At 72.9% G+C, this 15940-nt stretch carries 17 protein-coding genes; 6 read left to right on the top strand and 11 right to left on the bottom strand.

From position 1 onward, the window contains the following. Positions 1-14: 14 nt before the first annotated feature. The 4 genes from cydB to ACFQ53_RS08250 are packed head-to-tail and all read left to right on the top strand — an operon-like array spanning position 15 to position 5876. Positions 15-1097: a cytochrome d ubiquinol oxidase subunit II gene (gene cydB / locus ACFQ53_RS08265; protein WP_377857966.1), complete on the top strand. Its 1083-nt coding sequence runs from the start codon at positions 15-17 to the stop codon at positions 1095-1097. Between the two features lie 11 nt (positions 1098-1108). Then, a complete protein-coding gene (cydD, locus tag ACFQ53_RS08260) occupies positions 1109-2956 on the top strand; it encodes a thiol reductant ABC exporter subunit CydD (RefSeq protein WP_377857964.1) in 1848 nt (615 codons plus the stop codon). Beyond that, positions 2953-4752, top strand: a complete 1800-nt coding sequence (cydC, locus tag ACFQ53_RS08255) for a thiol reductant ABC exporter subunit CydC (protein WP_377857962.1) — start codon at positions 2953-2955, stop codon at positions 4750-4752. Before cydD ends, cydC begins: the two co-directional genes overlap by 4 nt. Continuing rightward, a complete protein-coding gene (locus tag ACFQ53_RS08250) occupies positions 4749-5876 on the top strand; it encodes a sensor histidine kinase (RefSeq protein ID WP_377857959.1) in 1128 nt (375 codons plus the stop codon). The genes cydC and ACFQ53_RS08250 overlap by 4 nt, the downstream gene beginning before the upstream one ends. Positions 5877-5983: 107 nt before the next feature. Here the strand turns inward: ACFQ53_RS08250 and ACFQ53_RS08245 are convergent, their stop codons facing one another. Further along, entirely contained in the window at positions 5984-6598 is a 615-nt protein-coding gene (locus tag ACFQ53_RS08245) for a response regulator (RefSeq protein WP_377857956.1), read from the bottom strand. 90 nt (positions 6599-6688) lie between these two features. Then, on the bottom strand, positions 6689-7015 hold the full coding sequence (locus tag ACFQ53_RS08240; protein ID WP_377857953.1) for a putative quinol monooxygenase: 327 nt from the start codon (positions 7013-7015) through the stop codon (positions 6689-6691). A 208-nt stretch (positions 7016-7223) separates the two neighbouring features. On the opposite strand from ACFQ53_RS08240, the gene ACFQ53_RS08235 reads away from it, so the two are divergent. Beyond that, positions 7224-7841, top strand: a complete 618-nt coding sequence (locus ACFQ53_RS08235) for a DUF4396 domain-containing protein (RefSeq protein ID WP_377857950.1) — start codon at positions 7224-7226, stop codon at positions 7839-7841. Between the two features lie 23 nt (positions 7842-7864). Here the strand turns inward: ACFQ53_RS08235 and mutM are convergent, their stop codons facing one another. The 6 genes from mutM to ACFQ53_RS08205 form a co-directional block, all read right to left on the bottom strand. After that, positions 7865-8842, bottom strand: a complete 978-nt coding sequence (gene mutM / locus ACFQ53_RS08230) for a bifunctional DNA-formamidopyrimidine glycosylase/DNA-(apurinic or apyrimidinic site) lyase (RefSeq protein ID WP_377857947.1) — start codon at positions 8840-8842, stop codon at positions 7865-7867. A 14-nt stretch (positions 8843-8856) separates the two neighbouring features. Then, positions 8857-9609, bottom strand: coding sequence for a ribonuclease III (gene rnc, locus ACFQ53_RS08225; protein ID WP_249479544.1), 753 nt, complete (start codon positions 9607-9609; stop codon positions 8857-8859). Next, positions 9609-10274 (bottom strand): YceD family protein, encoded by a 666-nt coding sequence (locus ACFQ53_RS08220; protein ID WP_377857944.1) that lies wholly within the window; start codon positions 10272-10274, stop codon positions 9609-9611. Before ACFQ53_RS08220 ends, rnc begins: the two co-directional genes overlap by 1 nt. Positions 10275-10348: 74 nt before the next feature. Next, a complete protein-coding gene (gene coaD, locus ACFQ53_RS08215; protein ID WP_377857941.1) occupies positions 10349-10867 on the bottom strand; it encodes a pantetheine-phosphate adenylyltransferase in 519 nt (172 codons plus the stop codon). A gap of 9 nt (positions 10868-10876) precedes the next feature. Beyond that, complete coding sequence (locus ACFQ53_RS08210; protein ID WP_377857938.1) at positions 10877-11485, bottom strand: GNAT family N-acetyltransferase; 609 nt, start codon at positions 11483-11485, stop codon at positions 10877-10879. Positions 11486-11540: 55 nt separating this feature from the next. Beyond that, positions 11541-12314, bottom strand: coding sequence for an SDR family oxidoreductase (locus ACFQ53_RS08205; protein WP_377857935.1), 774 nt, complete (start codon positions 12312-12314; stop codon positions 11541-11543). A gap of 143 nt (positions 12315-12457) precedes the next feature. Between ACFQ53_RS08205 and ACFQ53_RS08200 the strand changes: the two genes are divergently transcribed. Then, positions 12458-13294, top strand: a complete 837-nt coding sequence (locus ACFQ53_RS08200; RefSeq protein ID WP_377858081.1) for a helix-turn-helix domain-containing protein — start codon at positions 12458-12460, stop codon at positions 13292-13294. A gap of 33 nt (positions 13295-13327) precedes the next feature. Here the strand turns inward: ACFQ53_RS08200 and ACFQ53_RS08195 are convergent, their stop codons facing one another. The 3 genes from ACFQ53_RS08195 to ACFQ53_RS08185 are packed head-to-tail and all read right to left on the bottom strand — an operon-like array spanning position 13328 to position 15815. After that, positions 13328-14524, bottom strand: coding sequence for an erythromycin esterase family protein (locus ACFQ53_RS08195; protein ID WP_377857932.1), 1197 nt, complete (start codon positions 14522-14524; stop codon positions 13328-13330). Then, entirely contained in the window at positions 14521-15141 is a 621-nt protein-coding gene (locus ACFQ53_RS08190; RefSeq protein ID WP_377857929.1) for a class I SAM-dependent methyltransferase, read from the bottom strand. The genes ACFQ53_RS08195 and ACFQ53_RS08190 overlap by 4 nt, the downstream gene beginning before the upstream one ends. Further along, on the bottom strand, positions 15138-15815 hold the full coding sequence (locus ACFQ53_RS08185) for a GNAT family N-acetyltransferase (protein WP_377857927.1): 678 nt from the start codon (positions 15813-15815) through the stop codon (positions 15138-15140). Before ACFQ53_RS08185 ends, ACFQ53_RS08190 begins: the two co-directional genes overlap by 4 nt. Positions 15816-15940 lie beyond the last annotated feature (125 nt).

Genomic DNA, 15940 nt, shown 5'->3' with positions numbered 1-15940 from the left:
GGAGACACGGAGCCATGGATCCCGTCCTCACCGACCCCACCGCCGTGCAGACCGCGTGGTTCTGCCTCATCGCGTTCATGTTCGCCGTCTACTTCGTGCTCGAGGGCTTCGACTTCGGCGTCGAGATGAACCTGGGCGTCCTGGGTCGCGGCGACAGCGAGCGCCGCGGCACGATGCTCTCGACCATCGGCCCGATCTGGGACGGCAACCAGGTCTGGCTGATCACCGCCGGCGCCTCCCTGTTCGCGGCCTTCCCCGAGTGGTACGCGACGCTGTTCTCCGGGTTCTACATCCCGCTGCTGGTCATCCTGCTCTCGCTGATCCTGCGCGTGTGCGCCTTCAAGTGGCGGGACAAGCTCGAGGGCCGTCGCTGGCGCACCTCCTGGGACGTCGTCCACACGATCACCGCGCTGCTCCCCTCGTTCCTGTGGGGCGTCGCCTTCTCGAACATCGTCGCGGGCGTCGCGATCGACGAGAACAAGTGGGTGACGACCTCCGTGCTGGGCCTGCTCACCCCGTTCGCCGTGCTGGGTGGGCTCGTGTTCGTGATGCTGTTCTGGACCCACGGCTCGCTGTACCTGGTGCTGCGCACGGGCGACCCGCTGCGCGCGGACGCCCGCACCCTCGCGGGGCGCACGATCTGGCCCACGACCGTGCTGGGCGCCGTCTACCTGATCTGGGCGCAGCTGACCGTGTCCCACACAGCGCTCACCTGGATCCCGCTCGCCGTCGCCGCGCTCGCCCTGGTCGCGGTGATCGCGACGAACCGTGCGCGCCGCGACGGACTCGCCTTCATCGCGAGCGCGATCGCGATCGCCGCCGCCGGCGTGCAGCTGTTCGCGGGACTCTTCCCGTTCGTGATGCCCGCCGCGAACGATGCGGCCCAATCGCTGACGGTCGCGAACGCCTCCTCGTCCCCGCACACCCTCACGGTGATGCTGATCGCCGCGTGCGTGCTGCTGCCGTGCGTGATCGCCTACACGATCTGGGCGTACTGGGTGTTCCGCCATCCGGTGACCGGCGATGGGTCCGACGCCCCGGAGTCCCTGCTCGCCAGGGCCCGCCGCGGGTACCGGCAGGCCTTCGAGCAGGAGTGACCCGATCGGCCATGGACCACGCAGCACCGGCGTCGACCCCGACCGCGTCCTCCCCGCGTCCGTCCGCCGCGGACGAGACCGAGGACCGGGCCGCCGGGGCGCCCGCGACGAGCGGGGATCCGACGAGCGGAGATCCGACGGGCGGGAATCTGGCGAGTGGCCGGCGCTCCGGCGAGCGTAGGCCCCCGCTGGACCCGCGGCTGCTGCGCGAGGTCACCGCCGCCCGCCGCCACGTGCTGCGGACCGCCGCGCTCGGGCTCGTGCAGGCCGGCGCTGTCATCGCGACCGCGCTGCTGCTCGCCCGCCTCGGCGCGGGGCTGCTCGTGGACCACCACCCGCCATGGGAGTCCCCCGGCCTGCTCGCCGGCCTGGTGATCGCCCTCGGTGTCCGCGCCCTCGCCGTCCTCCTCGAGCAGCGCACCGCCCACCGCGCGGCCACGGCGGCGATCGCCGACCTGCGCGCGCGCCTCATCGGCCACGCCGCGCGCCTGGGACCGCGCGCGGGGGCGGGGCGCGGTGCGGACCTCACCACCCTGGCGACGACGGGCCTGGAGAAGCTGCGCCCCTACCTCGTCGGCTACGTGCCCCAGCTCCTGCTCACTGCGACCGTCACCCCGCTCACGCTGCTGACGATCCTGCTGCTGGATCCCACCAGCGCGGGGATCGCCGTCATCACGCTTCCGCTCGTGCCTCTGTTCATGATCCTCATCGGCAAGCTCACGGTGGGCCGCTCCGAGGCGCTGCTGGCGGACACGCGCACGCTCTGGTCGCAGCTGCTCGATCTCGTCGACGGGCTTCCCACGCTGCGCGCTCTGGGCCGCGAGCGCGGCCCGGAGAAGATGGTGCGCGACCTGGGCGAGCGGCACCGCCGCTCCACCATGGGCTCCCTGCGCTTCGCCTTCCTGTCCTCGATGGTCCTCGAGCTGCTGGGCACGCTGTGCGTCGCGCTGGTCGCCGTCGCGATCGGTCTGCGCCTGGTCTACGGGGACATGGAGCTCGCCCCCGCCCTCGCGGTGCTCGTGCTGATCCCCGAGGTGTACCTGCCGCTGCGCCAGGTGGGTGCTCAGTTCCATGCCTCGACCGATGGCGTCGCGGCGGTCTCCGCCGCCTTCGAGGTGCTCGGCGAGGAGGTCCCGGCCGACGGCACCCTGACCTGCCCGGATCTGCGCTCCGCGACGCTGCGCCTGGACGGGGTGGGCGTGAGGTCCCGCGACGGCTTCGCCCCGCACCGCGCGAGCCTCACCGTGCGCCCCGGCACCGTGCACGCGATCGCCGGGGCGAGCGGCAGCGGCAAGACCACCGCGCTGCAGGTCATGCTCGGCCTTCTCGAGCCCGACGAGGGCTGCGCCGAGGTGGTCGCGGCCGACGGGAACGCCACGCCCGTGCCGGAGCTGCGCCGGGACTCGCTGTGGTCGCAGACGATGCTGCTGCCCCAGCGTCCCGTGCTGCCCACCGGCACCCTCCGCGAGGTGCTCGCCGAGGCGGCGCCGCTCGATGCCGCGTCTCCCGGGGACCTCGAGTGGGCGGCGCGCGCCGCGGGCCTGGACGATGTCATCGCGACGCGCGGCTGGGAGGCCGAGGTCGGCCGCGGCGGCACCGGGCTCTCCCTGGGAGAGCGCCAGCGCCTCGCCCTCGCGCGGGCGCTGCTGGCCCCTGCACCGCTCGTGGTCCTCGACGAGCCGACGGCCCACCTGGACGGCGCCACCGAGGATCTCGTCCTCGACCTCGTGCGCGCCCTGCGGGCCGACGGCCGCACCGTGGTGCTGGTCGCCCACCGCTCACGGCTGCTCGAGGCGGCCGACGAGGTCACGCAGCTGCGCCCAGGCGACGCCCGAGGCGCCGAAGGGGGCGGACGATGAGCGCGACCAGCACCCGGACCACGCCGCGGGCGCGGTCCTCGGCCCTGCGGCGGATCATCGGCCTCCTCGAGATCCCCCGCTCCCGGATGCTCGCCGCCGTCCTCGCGGCGGCCGCTACCCTCGCCTCCTCCTTCGCCCTCGCGGCGGTCGCCGCCTGGCTGGTGACGACCGCCTGGACGATGCCCAACGTCCTGGATCTCACGGTGGCGGTGGTCGCGGTGCGCGCGCTCGGGATCTCCCGCGGCGTCTTCCGCTGGCTGGACCGCATGCTCACCCACGACGTCGCGCTGCGCGGCGTCGTCTCCCTGCGCACGAACCTCTACACCGCCCTCGCCCGCCGCCGGGGCGATGCCCTCAGCAGGATGCGCCGCGGCGACCTGCTCGCCCGCCTGGGCGATGACGCCCAGGAGCTCGGGGACCTCGTGATCCGCGCGGTCGTGCCGGGTCTGGTGGCCGCGGTGATGACGGTGGTGGTCGTGGTGACGATCGCGCCGCTCAGCCTGCCGGCCGCCGCATGCATGCTTCTCTCGCTCGCGCTGGCCGGGATCCTCGCCCCGCTCGCTGCCCACCGGGCGGCGCGGCTCACGGAGACGGCCGTCGTCGAGACCCGATCCGATCTCACCGCGAGCGGACTGGGCATCCTCGATGATGCGACCGCGCTGCGGGTGCAGAACCGTCTCGAGGAGCGCCTGGAGGAGCTCGCGCGGGCGCAGCGCGCCCACGACGCCGCGATCGACCGCGCGGCCCTGCCCTCGGCGCTGGCCTCGGCGTCGGTCCCGGCGGTGATGATCCTCGCGGTCCTCGGCTCCGTCCTCGCCGCGGGCGCGGCCTGGCTGCACGGGGGCGCCGGAGCCGGCGCGATCGGCATGCTCGTCCTGCTGCCCCTGAGCAGCTTCGAGGCCGTCACCGCGCTGCCCGCCGCGGCCGCCCAGCTGGCTCGCACGCGCGCCGCCGCCGCCCGCCTCGACGAGGCCGTCGGCCCGGACGCGGCATCCCCCACCCCGGCGGGCATTGCCTCCGGCGTTCCCGACGGCGCCGCGGGAACGGAGAGCACGGACGCACGTGCGCAGACCGCTCCCCTGCGCCTCACGGCGCACGGACTCGGCGCCGGCTTCGGACCCGGCGCCGTGCGGGTGGAGGATCTGGATCTCGAGCTCTCCCCCGGGGAGCGGATCGCCGTGATCGGTGGCTCGGGCGTCGGCAAGACCACGCTCCTGCAGACCCTGGCCGGCCTCCTCGACCCCGTCTCCGGGAGCGTCCGCCTGGGCGGCCGGAACCTGCCGACGATGTCCGAGGCCGAGGTCCGCGCCCAGGTGATCGCCCTGCTGGAGGATGCGCACGTGTTCGCGACCACCGTGCGGGAGAACCTGCGGGTCGCGCGCGGCGATGTCAGCGCGCAGGAGTGCGAGGCCGCCCTGCGCGCCGTCGGCCTCGAGGACTGGGTGGAGTCGCTCCCCCGCGGTCTGGACTCGATGCTCGGGCCCGACGGCACCACGATCTCCGGCGGCGAGCGGCGACGGCTGCTGCTGGCGCGCGCCGTGGTCCGCGCCGCGCCGATCACCCTGCTGGACGAGCCCACCGAGCATCTCGATGCGGCGCGTGGCGACGACCTCCTGCGCCGGCTCCTGGACCCCGCCGACGGGTCCCTGCTGCCCGTCGGCGCGAGCGCCGTGATCGTCACCCACCGGGTCGAGGCGATCCCCGACGGCACCCATGTCCTGCGTATCCTGCCCGGTGGCGGGCACGAGCTGGTGCGCGCCGAGTCCCGCACCGACGAGCCCGGGAGCCCGCGATGACCGGCCGCACGCCCACCTCTCCCCGACCGGCCGAGGCGAGCCTGCACGAGCTCGCCGCCGCCGTCGCCGCCGGCGGGGACGTCGAAGACCTACTCGACCTCCTGGTCCGTGCGGTGCCGCCGCGCACCGGCGCCGACGCCGCGGCGCTCGTGCTGCCCCAGCGCCGCGGCGAGTGGAGCGTCGAGGTCGCACAGGGACGGGAGGCGTCGCTGCTGCTGGGCGCTGCACCGGATCCGGGCTCGGCGCTGCATGCCGCCCTGGTCAGCGGCGACCCGGATGCGGTCGGTGCTGTCGACGAGCTCACCCTCGAGGGCCGGACGTGGCACGCACGGGCGGAGATCGTCGAGGCGGGCGACCAGGGTCCGGGCGCCCTGCTCGCGATCAGCGCGGGTGGCATCGCGAAGGATGCGCGTCGTGCGCTCGAGCCCCTCGCGCTGCTGGTCTCCCTCGCGCTCGACGACCGACGCGGCACCGCCGAACAGGACCTCGACGACGAGCGCCGTCGGATCGCGAGGGACCTGCACGACCTGGCGATCCAGGAGCTGTTCGCCGTCGGGATGGAGCTCGAGGGCCTGACGTCCGCGCTCGACGAGGCGGCCGGAGCGGTCTCCAACGCGTCGATCCGCCGCAGCGTCGAGTCGTCGCTGCTGGGCGTCGAGAACGCGGTCGCGCAGATCCGCCAGATCGTCCAGTCCCTGCGCCGCGAGCGCAGCGAGGCGACGCTCAGCGAGCGGCTGCGCCACGAGACGGGCCTCGCCACGGCCGGTCTGGGCTTCGCCCCCGCCCTGCGCCTGCCGCGCAACGTCGCCGCGATGGATGCCGAGGTGCCCGAGGAGATCGCGGAGGACGTGGTCGCAGTGGTCCGCGAGGCACTCGCGAACGCCGCCCGGCACGCGCACGCGAGCGCCGTCGCGGTCTCGGTGACGCTCTTCAGCGAGGGCGTGGATCGGGTGGTGCAGGTGGCGGTCTCCGACAACGGGCGCGGCATCGATCCCTCGGTGAGCCGCCGCAGCGGTCTGGCCAACATGTCGAGCCGGGCACGTCGTCATCAGGGCTGGGTCGATGCGATCTCGCTCGAGCCGGGGACGATGATCAACTGGCGGGTGACGCTCCCGCCCGCGTGAGGCGCGGTGCGAGCCCGTCGCAGAGCAGAGCAGAGCAGAGCAGGTCTCAGGGCGCAGGTGAGCGGATCCGAGCACGCGGCTCAGGGCGAGGGGTCAGGGGTCAGGGCTCAGGACTTCCAGCCGGCCCGCCGACGGGCCGCCACCATCGCCGCGACCTGGGTGCGCCGCTGCAGACCGAGGGCCTGCAGGATCACGGTGACCCGGTTCTTCACCGTCTTCTCGGCGATGCCCACCTCCTCGGCGATCTCGCGATTCGAGTGCCCGTCGCCGATGAGCTCGACGATGCGCTGATCGGAGGCGGAGAGCTCGGGCCCGTCGGCCGCTCGGTCCTCGGGCCAGATCGACTCGCCGCGGTGCACCGCGAGGATCGCGCCGACGATGTCCGCGGCCCGGGCCGACTTCAGGACCAGTCCCGCGGCGCCCGCTGCCCTCGACTCGTGCACGGCGGGGTCGTCGTCGAAGCTGGTGAGCACGAGCATGCGCATGTCGGGGTCGACGCCGCGCGCCGCGCGCATGACGTCGATGCCCGTGCCGTCGGGCAGCTGCAGGTCCACCACGAGCACGTCGGGCCGGATGGCCGGCAGGCGGCGCGCCGTCTCGGCGACGCTCGCCGACTCCCCCACGACCCGGAGGCGGGGGTCGGCCGCGACCACCGTCGCGATCCCCCGTCGGACGACCTCGAAGTCGTCGACGAGCATCACGCCGATCGGGGCGTCGTCCATGGCAGAGTCCTCCGCGAGTGGGTCCGGCGGGTGGTCGGGGTCCGGCTCTCGCCACGCTACCTCAGGAGGTCATCCCCTCCCTGAGGGTGCTCAGGCCTTGTCGCCGGGGAGCTCCGGGATCGCCGCGTACGGATGCACCTCGACGCGGCGCAGCGGAGGACCGTCGAGGGTCTCGAGGATCTCGTCGCGCAGCTCGTCGGCCAGCGGACTGTTCTCGTAGTGGTCCTTGTCCTCCTCCGAGCGGAAGATCTCGATGTTCCACAGCACGTCGGGGTCGGCGTCCTCGCGCAGCATGATGAAGCGGTCGGAGGCGCCGGACTTGAACATCCCCTCGGTGGCGAGCTCGAACAGACGGTCGCCCATGCCGGGCTTCGCGCGCATCTGGATGACGTAGCCGGGCTGGTCCTGAAGTGCCATGAGCGTCTCCTTCTCCTGCGGTGCGCACCCTCGCGGGTGCCTGGCCGACGCTAGACCCGCGCCGCGATGCCCACAAGGAGCTCCGCGGGCCGACGCAGGGAGCTCCCGGCCCCTCCGCAGGGGCGCCGCGGACGGAGCGGGTCGTAGCATCGACGGGTGGCGTCGGCCCGACGCGCGCAACCAGCGCAGGACGTGGAGGAGGACCCTGGTGGACCACACGCCGGATGAGCATGCGCACCACGATCACGGTCCCGGCGCGCAGGCCGCAGCGGACCCGCACGGCGGGCACCATGCCCATGACATGTCGGGGATGGCCGTGGGCGCGACGCTGCACTGCCTGACGGGATGCTCCATCGGGGAGATCATCGGGCTCCTCGTCGGCACCGCCGCGGGATGGACGAACCTCCCCACGACGCTCCTGTCGATCCTCCTGGCCTTCGTCTTCGGGTACTCGCTCTCGTCGCTGCCGCTGCTGCGCGGCGGCATCGCCCTGAGCGCCGCACTGCGCCTGGTGCTCGTGGCCGACACCCTCTCGATCGCCGTCATGGAGATCGTGGACAACCTCGTCATGCTCGTGATCCCTGGGGCGATGGGCGCGACGCTGCTCGACCCGCTCTTCTGGATCTCGATGGCGATCTCGCTCACCATCGCGTTCTTCGCCGCGTGGCCCGTCAATCGCGCGCTGCTGCGCCGCGGCAGGGGGCACGCCGTCACGCACCATGCGCTGGGCGAAAATGCGGCGATGGACAACCGGCCGCTGCTGATCGGCATCAGTGCGTTCCTGCTCGGCGGCTTCATCGCCTCGATCGGCTCGCTGCTGGGCTGAGCACCGCCGCGGGAGACGGCGGGTCACGCCTTACGCTGGCACCTCGGGCAGTAGAAGCACGAGCGCTGCTGGAGCACGGAGCGGCGGATGATCGCGCCGCAGCGCGGGCACGGCTCGCCCGCCCTGCCGTAGGCGGCGAGGGAGCGGGCGAAGTACCCGGAGCGCCCGTCGACGTTCACGTAGAGGTCGTCGAAGCTCGTCCCTCCCACCTCGAGCGCCCGGCGCATGACGGCCTCGGCGCCGTCGAGGACGCGTCGGGCGCGACCGCGGGTGAGCGTCTCGCCGGGGGCGTCGTAGCGGGTGCGGGCCGCCCACAGGCCCTCGTCGGCGTAGATGTTGCCGATGCCGCTGACCAGGGACTGGTCCAGCAGCAGCGCCTTGATCGGCGCGCGCCGCGAGCGCATCACCTCGATCACGGCCGAGCGGTCCTGCGCGGGGTCGAGCAGGTCGCGGCCGATGCCCATCACGTCGGCCGGCAGCAGGTCGTCGATGGAGTCCGCGGTCGCGGGCAGACCATCCGCGTCCTGCTCGAGCGGGCTCGTCCAGAGACCGCCGAAGATCCGCTGGTCCACGAAGTCGACCTGCGCGCCGTCGTCCAGGTGCAGGACGATGCGGCGATGCCTGTGCGGATCGCTCGCGGGACCCTCGCCGCGCGGGGCGGGATCCGGTGGGGCGGGGTCCGACGGACCGGGCGACAGCGGCGCCATCTCCGCGCCTCCTCCCCCGCGCACGCGCATCTGGCCGCTCATGCCCAGGTGCGTCATGAGCGCCTCGCCGAGCTCGTCGCCGCGCTCGTCCTGCAGACGCCACCACAGGAACTTGCCGCGCCGCTCGAGCCGGGCGACGCGGGCACCGGTGACGGCCTGCACGAACGCATCGGGCCCGCCGATCTGGCGGCGCAGGGACCTCGGCTCGTGGACGTCGACGCGTGTGATGACGCGGCCGTCCACGTGCGGGGCGAGGCCGCGGCGGACCACCTCGACCTCGGGCAGCTCGGGCATGGACGGTCTCCGGTTCAGCCGCGCGGGAGCACGGACTCGCCGCGGGCCTCCAGGAGGCTGCGCACGGCGTGCTGGGCGGCGGCGAGCTCGGCGTCCTTCTTCGAGGCGCCCTCGCCGCTCGCGGTGACGATGCCGGCGATGGTCGCGGTCGCGGTGTAGGTCTTCGCATGCTCGGGGCCGGTGCCGGTGATCTCGTAGACGGGCACCGTCCCGGTCTCCGCGGCGATCTCCTGCAGGCGGGTCTTGAAGTCGTACCCGGCCTCGAGGATCTCGTCGCTCTCGAGCAGCGGGCGCAGCAGCTCGAGCACGTACCGGCGGGAGACGTCCTGTCCGCACGAGAGGTGCACGGCGCCGATCAGCGCCTCCATGGTGTCGGCGAGGATCGAGGCCTTGTCGCGGCCGCCCGAGAGGTCCTCGCCGCGGCCCAGCTTCACGTACTGGCCCAGCTCGATGCGTCGGCCGATGAGCGCGAGCGCGCGCGTGTTCACCGTGGCAGCGCGGCGCTTGGCGAGGTCCCCCTCGGGCAGCGTCGGATGGACGGTGTACAGCTCCTCCGTGGTCGCGAGCTGCAGCACGGCGTCGCCCAGGAACTCGAGGCGCTCGTTGTGCGGGATCTGCTCGTGCTCGTAGGAGTACGAGCGGTGCGTGAGCGCGAGGTCCAGCAGTCCGGACTCGGTGAGCCGGCGCGCCTGGTCGGGGAACAGCGGCAGCGTCGCGAGCAGCTCCTGGGGGTCCTTCGCCTCGGTGGACCGCCGTGAGCGGGCCATCAGCGCTCCTCGTCGACGGCCGCGCCGTCGTCGGGGTCGCCGTCGGTGCGGTCGGCGTCGGTCCCGCCCTCGGAGCCGGCGGACTCGGAGTCGTCCGCGTCGGCCGACTGCCCCTCGCCGCCGAGCAGGCCGCTCAGGGCCGCCCAGCGCGGGTCGATGACGTCGTGGTGGTGGTCGGGATCGTCCTCGAGGCGCGCGCCGCACTGGGCGCACAGGCCCATGCACGAGGGCTTGCACAGCGGGCGCTCCTCGGCTTCGAGCGCGATGACGTCGTGCACGAGGGGGCCGAGGTCCACGTCGTCGCCGCTGAGGGCGGGGACGTCGTCCTCCTCGTCGGCCCTGATCTTCTCGGGGTAGCTGAAGAGCTCGTCGATGCGAGCGTCGACCTCGCGCTCGAGCGGGTCCAGGCAGCGCGAGCACTCGCCGGTGACGCGGGCCTCGACCGTGCCGCTGACGAAGATGCCCTCGACCACGGACTCGAGCTCGGCGTCGAGGCTGATCGACTCGCCCGCGGGGACGGTCAGGGCGAGGTTCCCGACCTTCTGGTCGACGACCTCCACGGTGCGGTCCACGTGCCGGTGGGCTCCCGGGCGGCCGATGAGGTCGACGACGTCGAAGCGGAGGTCGAGATCGTCGGGCGCGGGGATGCTGGCTCGAATGTTCACGGCCCCAGGATACGAGCGGGAGCGCCGACGCGGCTCGGGGCGCGCGGGTCGGGTGACGGGTCCGACCCGAGGCGTCAGGCCTCGGACGATCCCGTGGGCGCCTCCCGCTCCGCGAGCGCCGCCTCGAGCGCGCGGCGGGAGGCCTCGGGGAGCATGTCGTCGATCGGGCCGCCCAGCTGGGAGACCTCGCGCACGAGGCTCGAGGAGATGTGGGAGTACCGGGCGTCGGTGAGCAGGAAGACGGTGTCGACATGCGCGAGGTGCTGGTTCATGCGCGCCATCGGCTCCTCGTAGGCCAGGTCGATCTGGCCGCGCATGCCGCGCACCACGGCCCGTGCGCCGTGCTCGCGGCAGAAGTCGACGAGCAGTCCGCGGGGCAGCACGGCGCTCGTGACCTTGGGGTCGAGCCCCTCGGCGCGGATGGTCTCGTCGATCGCCTGCTGGCGCGCCTCGAGGCGCAGCATCCCCTTCTTGTTCGGGTTGTGGGAGATCGCGATGATCAGCCGGCTGCACAGCATCGCGGCCCGGCGGGCGAGATCCAGGTGGCCGAGGGTGAACGGGTCGAAGGAGCCCGGCAGGACGATGGTGCTCATGGAGGAAGCCTAATCGGCCGACGGCGACTGCCCGGACGGCCTCTGGTCAGGGTGCTGCGCGTGCCACTCCTCGTCAAGGATCGCCCAGGTCATGCCGTCCATCCAGCCGCGGGTCGCATGCAGCGAATCCCCGCGGAAGACGCCCTCGCAGCGCAGCCCGATCTTCTCCATGATCCGGGCCGAGGGCGCGTTCGCGGCGAAGCAGCTGGCCTCCACGCGGTGCAGCCCCAGCCCGGCGATCGCGATGCGCAGGAGCGCCGCCGCGTACTCGGTGCCGAGCCCCCGGCCGTGCACGTCGGGGTCGAGGACCCAGGACAGCTCGCCCTGGCTGCGGTGGGCGGCGGCGATCGCCTGGCGCTGGGACCAGGAGTCCTGGACCATCACGCCGCCCACGGCGACGACCCTGCCGTCGAGCTCCCCGACGATCCTCGCCGCGAGCGACTGCTCCCAGGTCTCGACATGGGCGGCGCGCGAGGCGGGCAGGCCGTAGGTCCATTCGTGGACCTCCGGCCTGCCGTACCAGGGCCAGATCGCCTCGGCATCCTCGGCGCGGGCGCGGCGCAGCGTGAGTCGCTCGGTGCGGAGCGGCCAGTCGAGGTCTGCGAGCGTGGTGGTCACCGCGCCAGGGTACGCACGTGAGCACGGTCCGACGGGGGATTCGCCGGGGCCGGGATCAGGGCTTGCCGTGCGGGTCGCGGGCGTTGAGCATCTCGACCACCTGCGGATAGTCACCGCCCACCTCGGCATAGCGCAGCACCTTCACGGACTCCACCTGGATCTCGCGCAGGGAGGACGCGTCCCGCGCCGCGAGGATCTCCATGACCTCGTCGGCGAAGGCGTCGAGCGGCATGGCCATCTCGTTCTCGGCGTGCCCCGGCATGAGGTCCGTGCGCACGGCCGGCGGCTCGAGCTCGAGGATCCGCACCCCGGTGCCCTCGAGCTGCAGGCGGACCGACTCGCTGAGCATGTGCATCGCTGCCTTGGTCGCGTTGTAAGTCGGGGTCGCGGCGAGCGGGGTGAAGGCGAGGCCCGAGGAGACCGTCATGATCGTCGCGTCCCGTCGGCCGACGAAGTGGTCCAGCAACGCGGCGATCAGGCGGATCGGCCCCAGGACGTTGGTGGTGACGGTGGCCTCCGCGGTCGCGAGCAGGCCCTCGGACGTCGTCCAGTCCTCGGCGCGCATGATCCCGGCCATGGCGATGAGCATGTCCAGGTCCGGGTGCTCGGCGAGAACGGTGCGGGCAGCCGCCTCGATGCTGCGCGGGTCGGTCACGTCCAGGGCCACCGTGCCCAGGCCCGGATGCTGGGCGGCGAGCTCGGCGAGGCGCTCGGTGCGTCGGCCGCCGATGATGACGGTGTTGCCGCGCTCGGAGAAGCGCAGCGCGAGGGCGAGGCCGATGCCGCTGGTCGCGCCGGGGATGAAGATCGTGTGTCCGGTGAGTTCCATGGCAGGGAGTCTTCGCCCCGCGTCGGGTGCGCACCAGGGCCGGCTGATCGGGGGATCCGCGATCCCTGGATGCGCGGGCGCGCTGCCGGGATACTCGGGGCATGGAGCCAGTGAGAACGGGGACGGGCGGCGCACGCACGGGGATGGACCGCGAGGCGCTCGCGGGGTTCCTCGCGGCGAGGCGCCGCAGCATCTCCCCTGCGGACGTGGGTCTGCCAGCGGGCACGCGCCGGCGCACCCCGGGGCTGCGACGGGAGGAGGTCGCGCAGCTGGCGACGATGTCCGTGGACTACGTGACGCGTCTCGAGCAGAAGCGCGGCCCGCAGCCGTCGACCGCGATGCTCGCCGCGCTCGCGCGGGCACTGCGCCTCACGGCCGACGAGCGCGACTACCTGTTCCGCGTGGCCGGGCACAGCGCCCCGGACCGATCCGTCGCGCACTCCTATGTCGCGCCCGGTCTGCTGCGGGTGCTCGACCGGATCCGCGACGTGCCGGCGATGATCATCTCCGACCTCGCCGAGCCGCTCGTGCAGAACGAGCCCGCACGCGCCCTGTTCGGCGACGCCTCCCTGCTGGAGGGATGGGAGCGCAGCGCGATCTTCCAGTGGTTCGCCCGCCCGGAGACCTGCCGGGGCATGTACCCGGCCTCCGACCATGCCCGGCAGAGCCGCGCCCAGGTCGCGACCCTGCGCGCCGCCTACGGTGCAACGGGTCCGCGCTCCCGCGCCGGCGAGCTGGCGCGCGTGCTGCACGATCGCAGCGAGGAGTTCGCCGAGCTCTGGGACGCCCAGATCGTGGCGCGGAGGTTCGAGGACCACAAGGTGGTGGTCCATCCCGAGGTCGGAGAGATCGAGGTGGACTGCCAGGCCCTGTTCACGGAGGACGAGACGCAGGTGCTGCTCGTGCTCACCGCGGCCCCGCACACCGAGGACGCGGGCAAGCTCGAGCTGCTCTCGGTGCTGGGGACGCAGCGGACCTGACCCGCTGCGCCCGCGAGCGCCCCGTCGGCGGGCTCATTGCGCCGCAGCGCTCGGCCCCATCAGCTGGATCTCGGCGAAGTCGCTCGTCGGGCGCATGATCTCGAAGGCTGCGGGATCTGACGTGGCGAGGTCGCTGTCCACCTGCCACCCGATGAACCGACGAGGGCCAGGATGAGGCAGCAGATCCCGCGTGCGGTGGAGCCCCCGAGGCACATCCGCGAGAGCGTGCTCGGTGGTGCGGGGCCTGATCGGGGGCAGGCGAACGGAGCTGTACCCCTCATCGCCGGACGCGGGGTCGACGGCGCGGCACTCCCCTGTCGTGCACAGCACGCCGACAGGCACATAGCGGGGTCCGAGCTGCTCGGCGAGATACCACCCCATCGACGGCGTCGCCGCGGCGGGCCCGGCTCCCGTTCTCGCGGCCTCGTTGAGCGCGTCCTCGGCGCGGGAGACGTGCTCGTTGTGCGCCCAGACCACCGTTCCGCCCACCGACGGCAGGTTCTCGACCACGGTGCTCGCCATGTGCGGCTCACGCAGGTGAAGCCCCTCGAGACCGGGCCGTTGGAGGTAGGTCTCGACGTACCTGGCGATCTGCCGCGCGAGCGCGCCGTCCACGGATGCATCGGCCGCTGCGGCGTGTTCCGAGCACGGACTCCCTGCCGTCCGCGCGATGCGCCGCGTCGCGGCGAGCAGACGACCGGGCCCGTCGATCCCGAGCTCTCTGCGCTCGGCGAGATCGATGAGCACGGGCTCCTCATGCCCTCTGTCGAGCAGCTGACGGGCGGCCTCATGGGGTTTGCGGACGTCGATCCCCAGGAAGCGGATCCGACTCTTCGGTGGGAGTTCGAGGTTCAGCTCGCGCAGTGCGTGCAGTCCGGCACGGATCTCCCGGGTGTCCCAGATCGACGATCCCCTGCCCCAGGCCTCGTCGAGAGCCGACGCCACGGGGGCCGCGGAGGCCGCACCAGTTGTCAGGCCATCGGTGCCCGGACGCAGGACTGCGTCGACGGCACGCCCGACGGCGTAGGACTCCTCGAAGGCAACGGTCGAGATCAGTCCGCGCCGCGCGAGGTCGAGGATGACCTGCCACTTCCAGGCGAAGACATTGCCGCTTCCGTGCGTCGGCTCGCCGAGCCCAAGGACCCCGTTCACCGGGAGCAGGTCGATGGCATCGATAGGACGCTCTTCTTCCTCGTGCACCGCCGTGTCCCTCTCCTCCGGTGTAGTCATGAGCGAAGCTCCCGTCGCGCCTCGATGGCACCATGCGGTCTTGCGCCCGGGTCGGTGCGCTGCTCGACATCGGTCACCGTGAGGCCGACGTCCTCGAACAGGCTTTCGAGTTGACCGACGGGCCAGTAGTGCGCGGTCGTGATCACGTGGTCGAAGGGCTCGAGCCGCGCCCCGTCGAAGAAGCCCAGCAGCAGCGTGCCACCGGGCCGGAGCATCCGCACGATCGACGCGAGGGCTGCGCGCATGCGCGCAGGCTCGAGATGGATGAGCGAGTACCAGGCGAGAACGCCCGAGCAGGTCGGCTCCCCGATCGCCGGCGCGAACACGTCGCCCACGGAGAAGGCGACACCCGGGTGAGTGTCGTGCGCGAGCTCGATGAATCCGGGCACCGGGTCGATGCCGCGCACACGATGTCCTCGCGACGCGAGGTGCGCGGCCCAGTGACCGGGACCGCAGCCCAGGTCGAGGAGCAGCCCGCAGCTCACTCCGTCGGTCCGCGCCGCCCACGTCTCGATCCGCCGACGGTCCTCCGCTGCCATCCTGTCGACGGATCCGAGCAGCCGGGCATACTCCTCGGCGCGCTCCCCGTAGGCGTTCCGGGTCCCCTGCTCGCTCACGGTTCGAGAGTAGGGACGTCGAGCGCGACGGGCCGGCTGAACCGCCGGCACACGTGGACTCGCTCGAAACGGTCGCGGATCTCGGCCTCGTTCGCGAGGTCCGCGTGGCAGAAGGCCATCACGGGGCGCCGCAGCGGCTCCGGGGCCTTCCACCCCTCCGGGGGTTCGTCCCACCCCTTGTAGACGTGCAGGTAATGATCCGATTCCGTGAAGCCGTTCGCCCGATACCAGGCGTGAGCGGCCGCGTCTTCGCGGGTCCAGGCATCCAGCACCGCGATCCCGGGCGGCAGTCGCCGCAGGCCCTCGGCCAGGAGGGTGTCGGCGATGCCCCCGCGGCGGTGGTCGGGGTGGACGCCGATGGTGTCGATCGTGGCGAGGCTGCCGTCGATCTCGATGTCGAGGATCCCGATCACCTCATCGTGGTCGGCCGCGTCGGGCCCGGGTGCCACGGCCACGAGCTGCAGCGTGGGCCCTGCGGGACGCGACCGCCGGACGTCGTCGTAGTAGTCGGTGTCGAGGAAGGCGAGCGCGCGGCAGCGGAGCCAGCTCTTCTCGTCCTCCGGGCTGTAGGGCCGATTGACCCACGTGGTGGATGACGGCTCGTCGGGCTCCGGGTGCTGGTCGTAGCCGGTGTCGGGGCCGAGTGCGGGTGCGGGGCTGGTGGTCTCGGACATGGTTCTCCCTGGGTCGAGGTGCCGTGCTGTGCAGATCTTCAGAGGGAGAACATGGGGGCAACGCTAGATCGGGCGAGTCGCCGTGGCGAGCAGTTTTCGAAGAGGCGCCCGAGGACTCTTCCGCT

This window comes from Brachybacterium sp. NPDC056505 (assembly GCF_042794925.1).
Classification (GTDB): Bacteria; Actinomycetota; Actinomycetes; order Actinomycetales; family Dermabacteraceae; genus Brachybacterium; species Brachybacterium kimchii.
The sequence above is the reverse complement of the archived record's forward strand: the minus strand, read 5'-3'. Positions and strand labels throughout refer to the sequence as shown.

Coding starts and splice junctions, on each gene's coding strand:
- cydB (WP_377857966.1), top strand. CDS start 15: ATGGATCCCGTCCTCACCGACCCCACCGCCGTGCAGACCGCGTGGTTC.
- cydD (WP_377857964.1), top strand. CDS start 1,109: ATGGACCACGCAGCACCGGCGTCGACCCCGACCGCGTCCTCCCCGCGT.
- cydC (WP_377857962.1), top strand. CDS start 2,953: ATGAGCGCGACCAGCACCCGGACCACGCCGCGGGCGCGGTCCTCGGCC.
- ACFQ53_RS08250 (WP_377857959.1), top strand. CDS start 4,749: ATGACCGGCCGCACGCCCACCTCTCCCCGACCGGCCGAGGCGAGCCTG.
- ACFQ53_RS08245 (WP_377857956.1), bottom strand. CDS start 6,598: ATGGACGACGCCCCGATCGGCGTGATGCTCGTCGACGACTTCGAGGTC.
- ACFQ53_RS08240 (WP_377857953.1), bottom strand. CDS start 7,015: ATGGCACTTCAGGACCAGCCCGGCTACGTCATCCAGATGCGCGCGAAG.
- mutM (WP_377857947.1), bottom strand. CDS start 8,842: ATGCCCGAGCTGCCCGAGGTCGAGGTGGTCCGCCGCGGCCTCGCCCCG.
- rnc (WP_249479544.1), bottom strand. CDS start 9,609: ATGGCCCGCTCACGGCGGTCCACCGAGGCGAAGGACCCCCAGGAGCTG.
- coaD (WP_377857941.1), bottom strand. CDS start 10,867: ATGAGCACCATCGTCCTGCCGGGCTCCTTCGACCCGTTCACCCTCGGC.
- ACFQ53_RS08205 (WP_377857935.1), bottom strand. CDS start 12,314: ATGGAACTCACCGGACACACGATCTTCATCCCCGGCGCGACCAGCGGC.
- ACFQ53_RS08200 (WP_377858081.1), top strand. CDS start 12,458: ATGGACCGCGAGGCGCTCGCGGGGTTCCTCGCGGCGAGGCGCCGCAGC.
- ACFQ53_RS08195 (WP_377857932.1), bottom strand. CDS start 14,524: ATGACTACACCGGAGGAGAGGGACACGGCGGTGCACGAGGAAGAAGAG.
- ACFQ53_RS08185 (WP_377857927.1), bottom strand. CDS start 15,815: ATGTCCGAGACCACCAGCCCCGCACCCGCACTCGGCCCCGACACCGGC.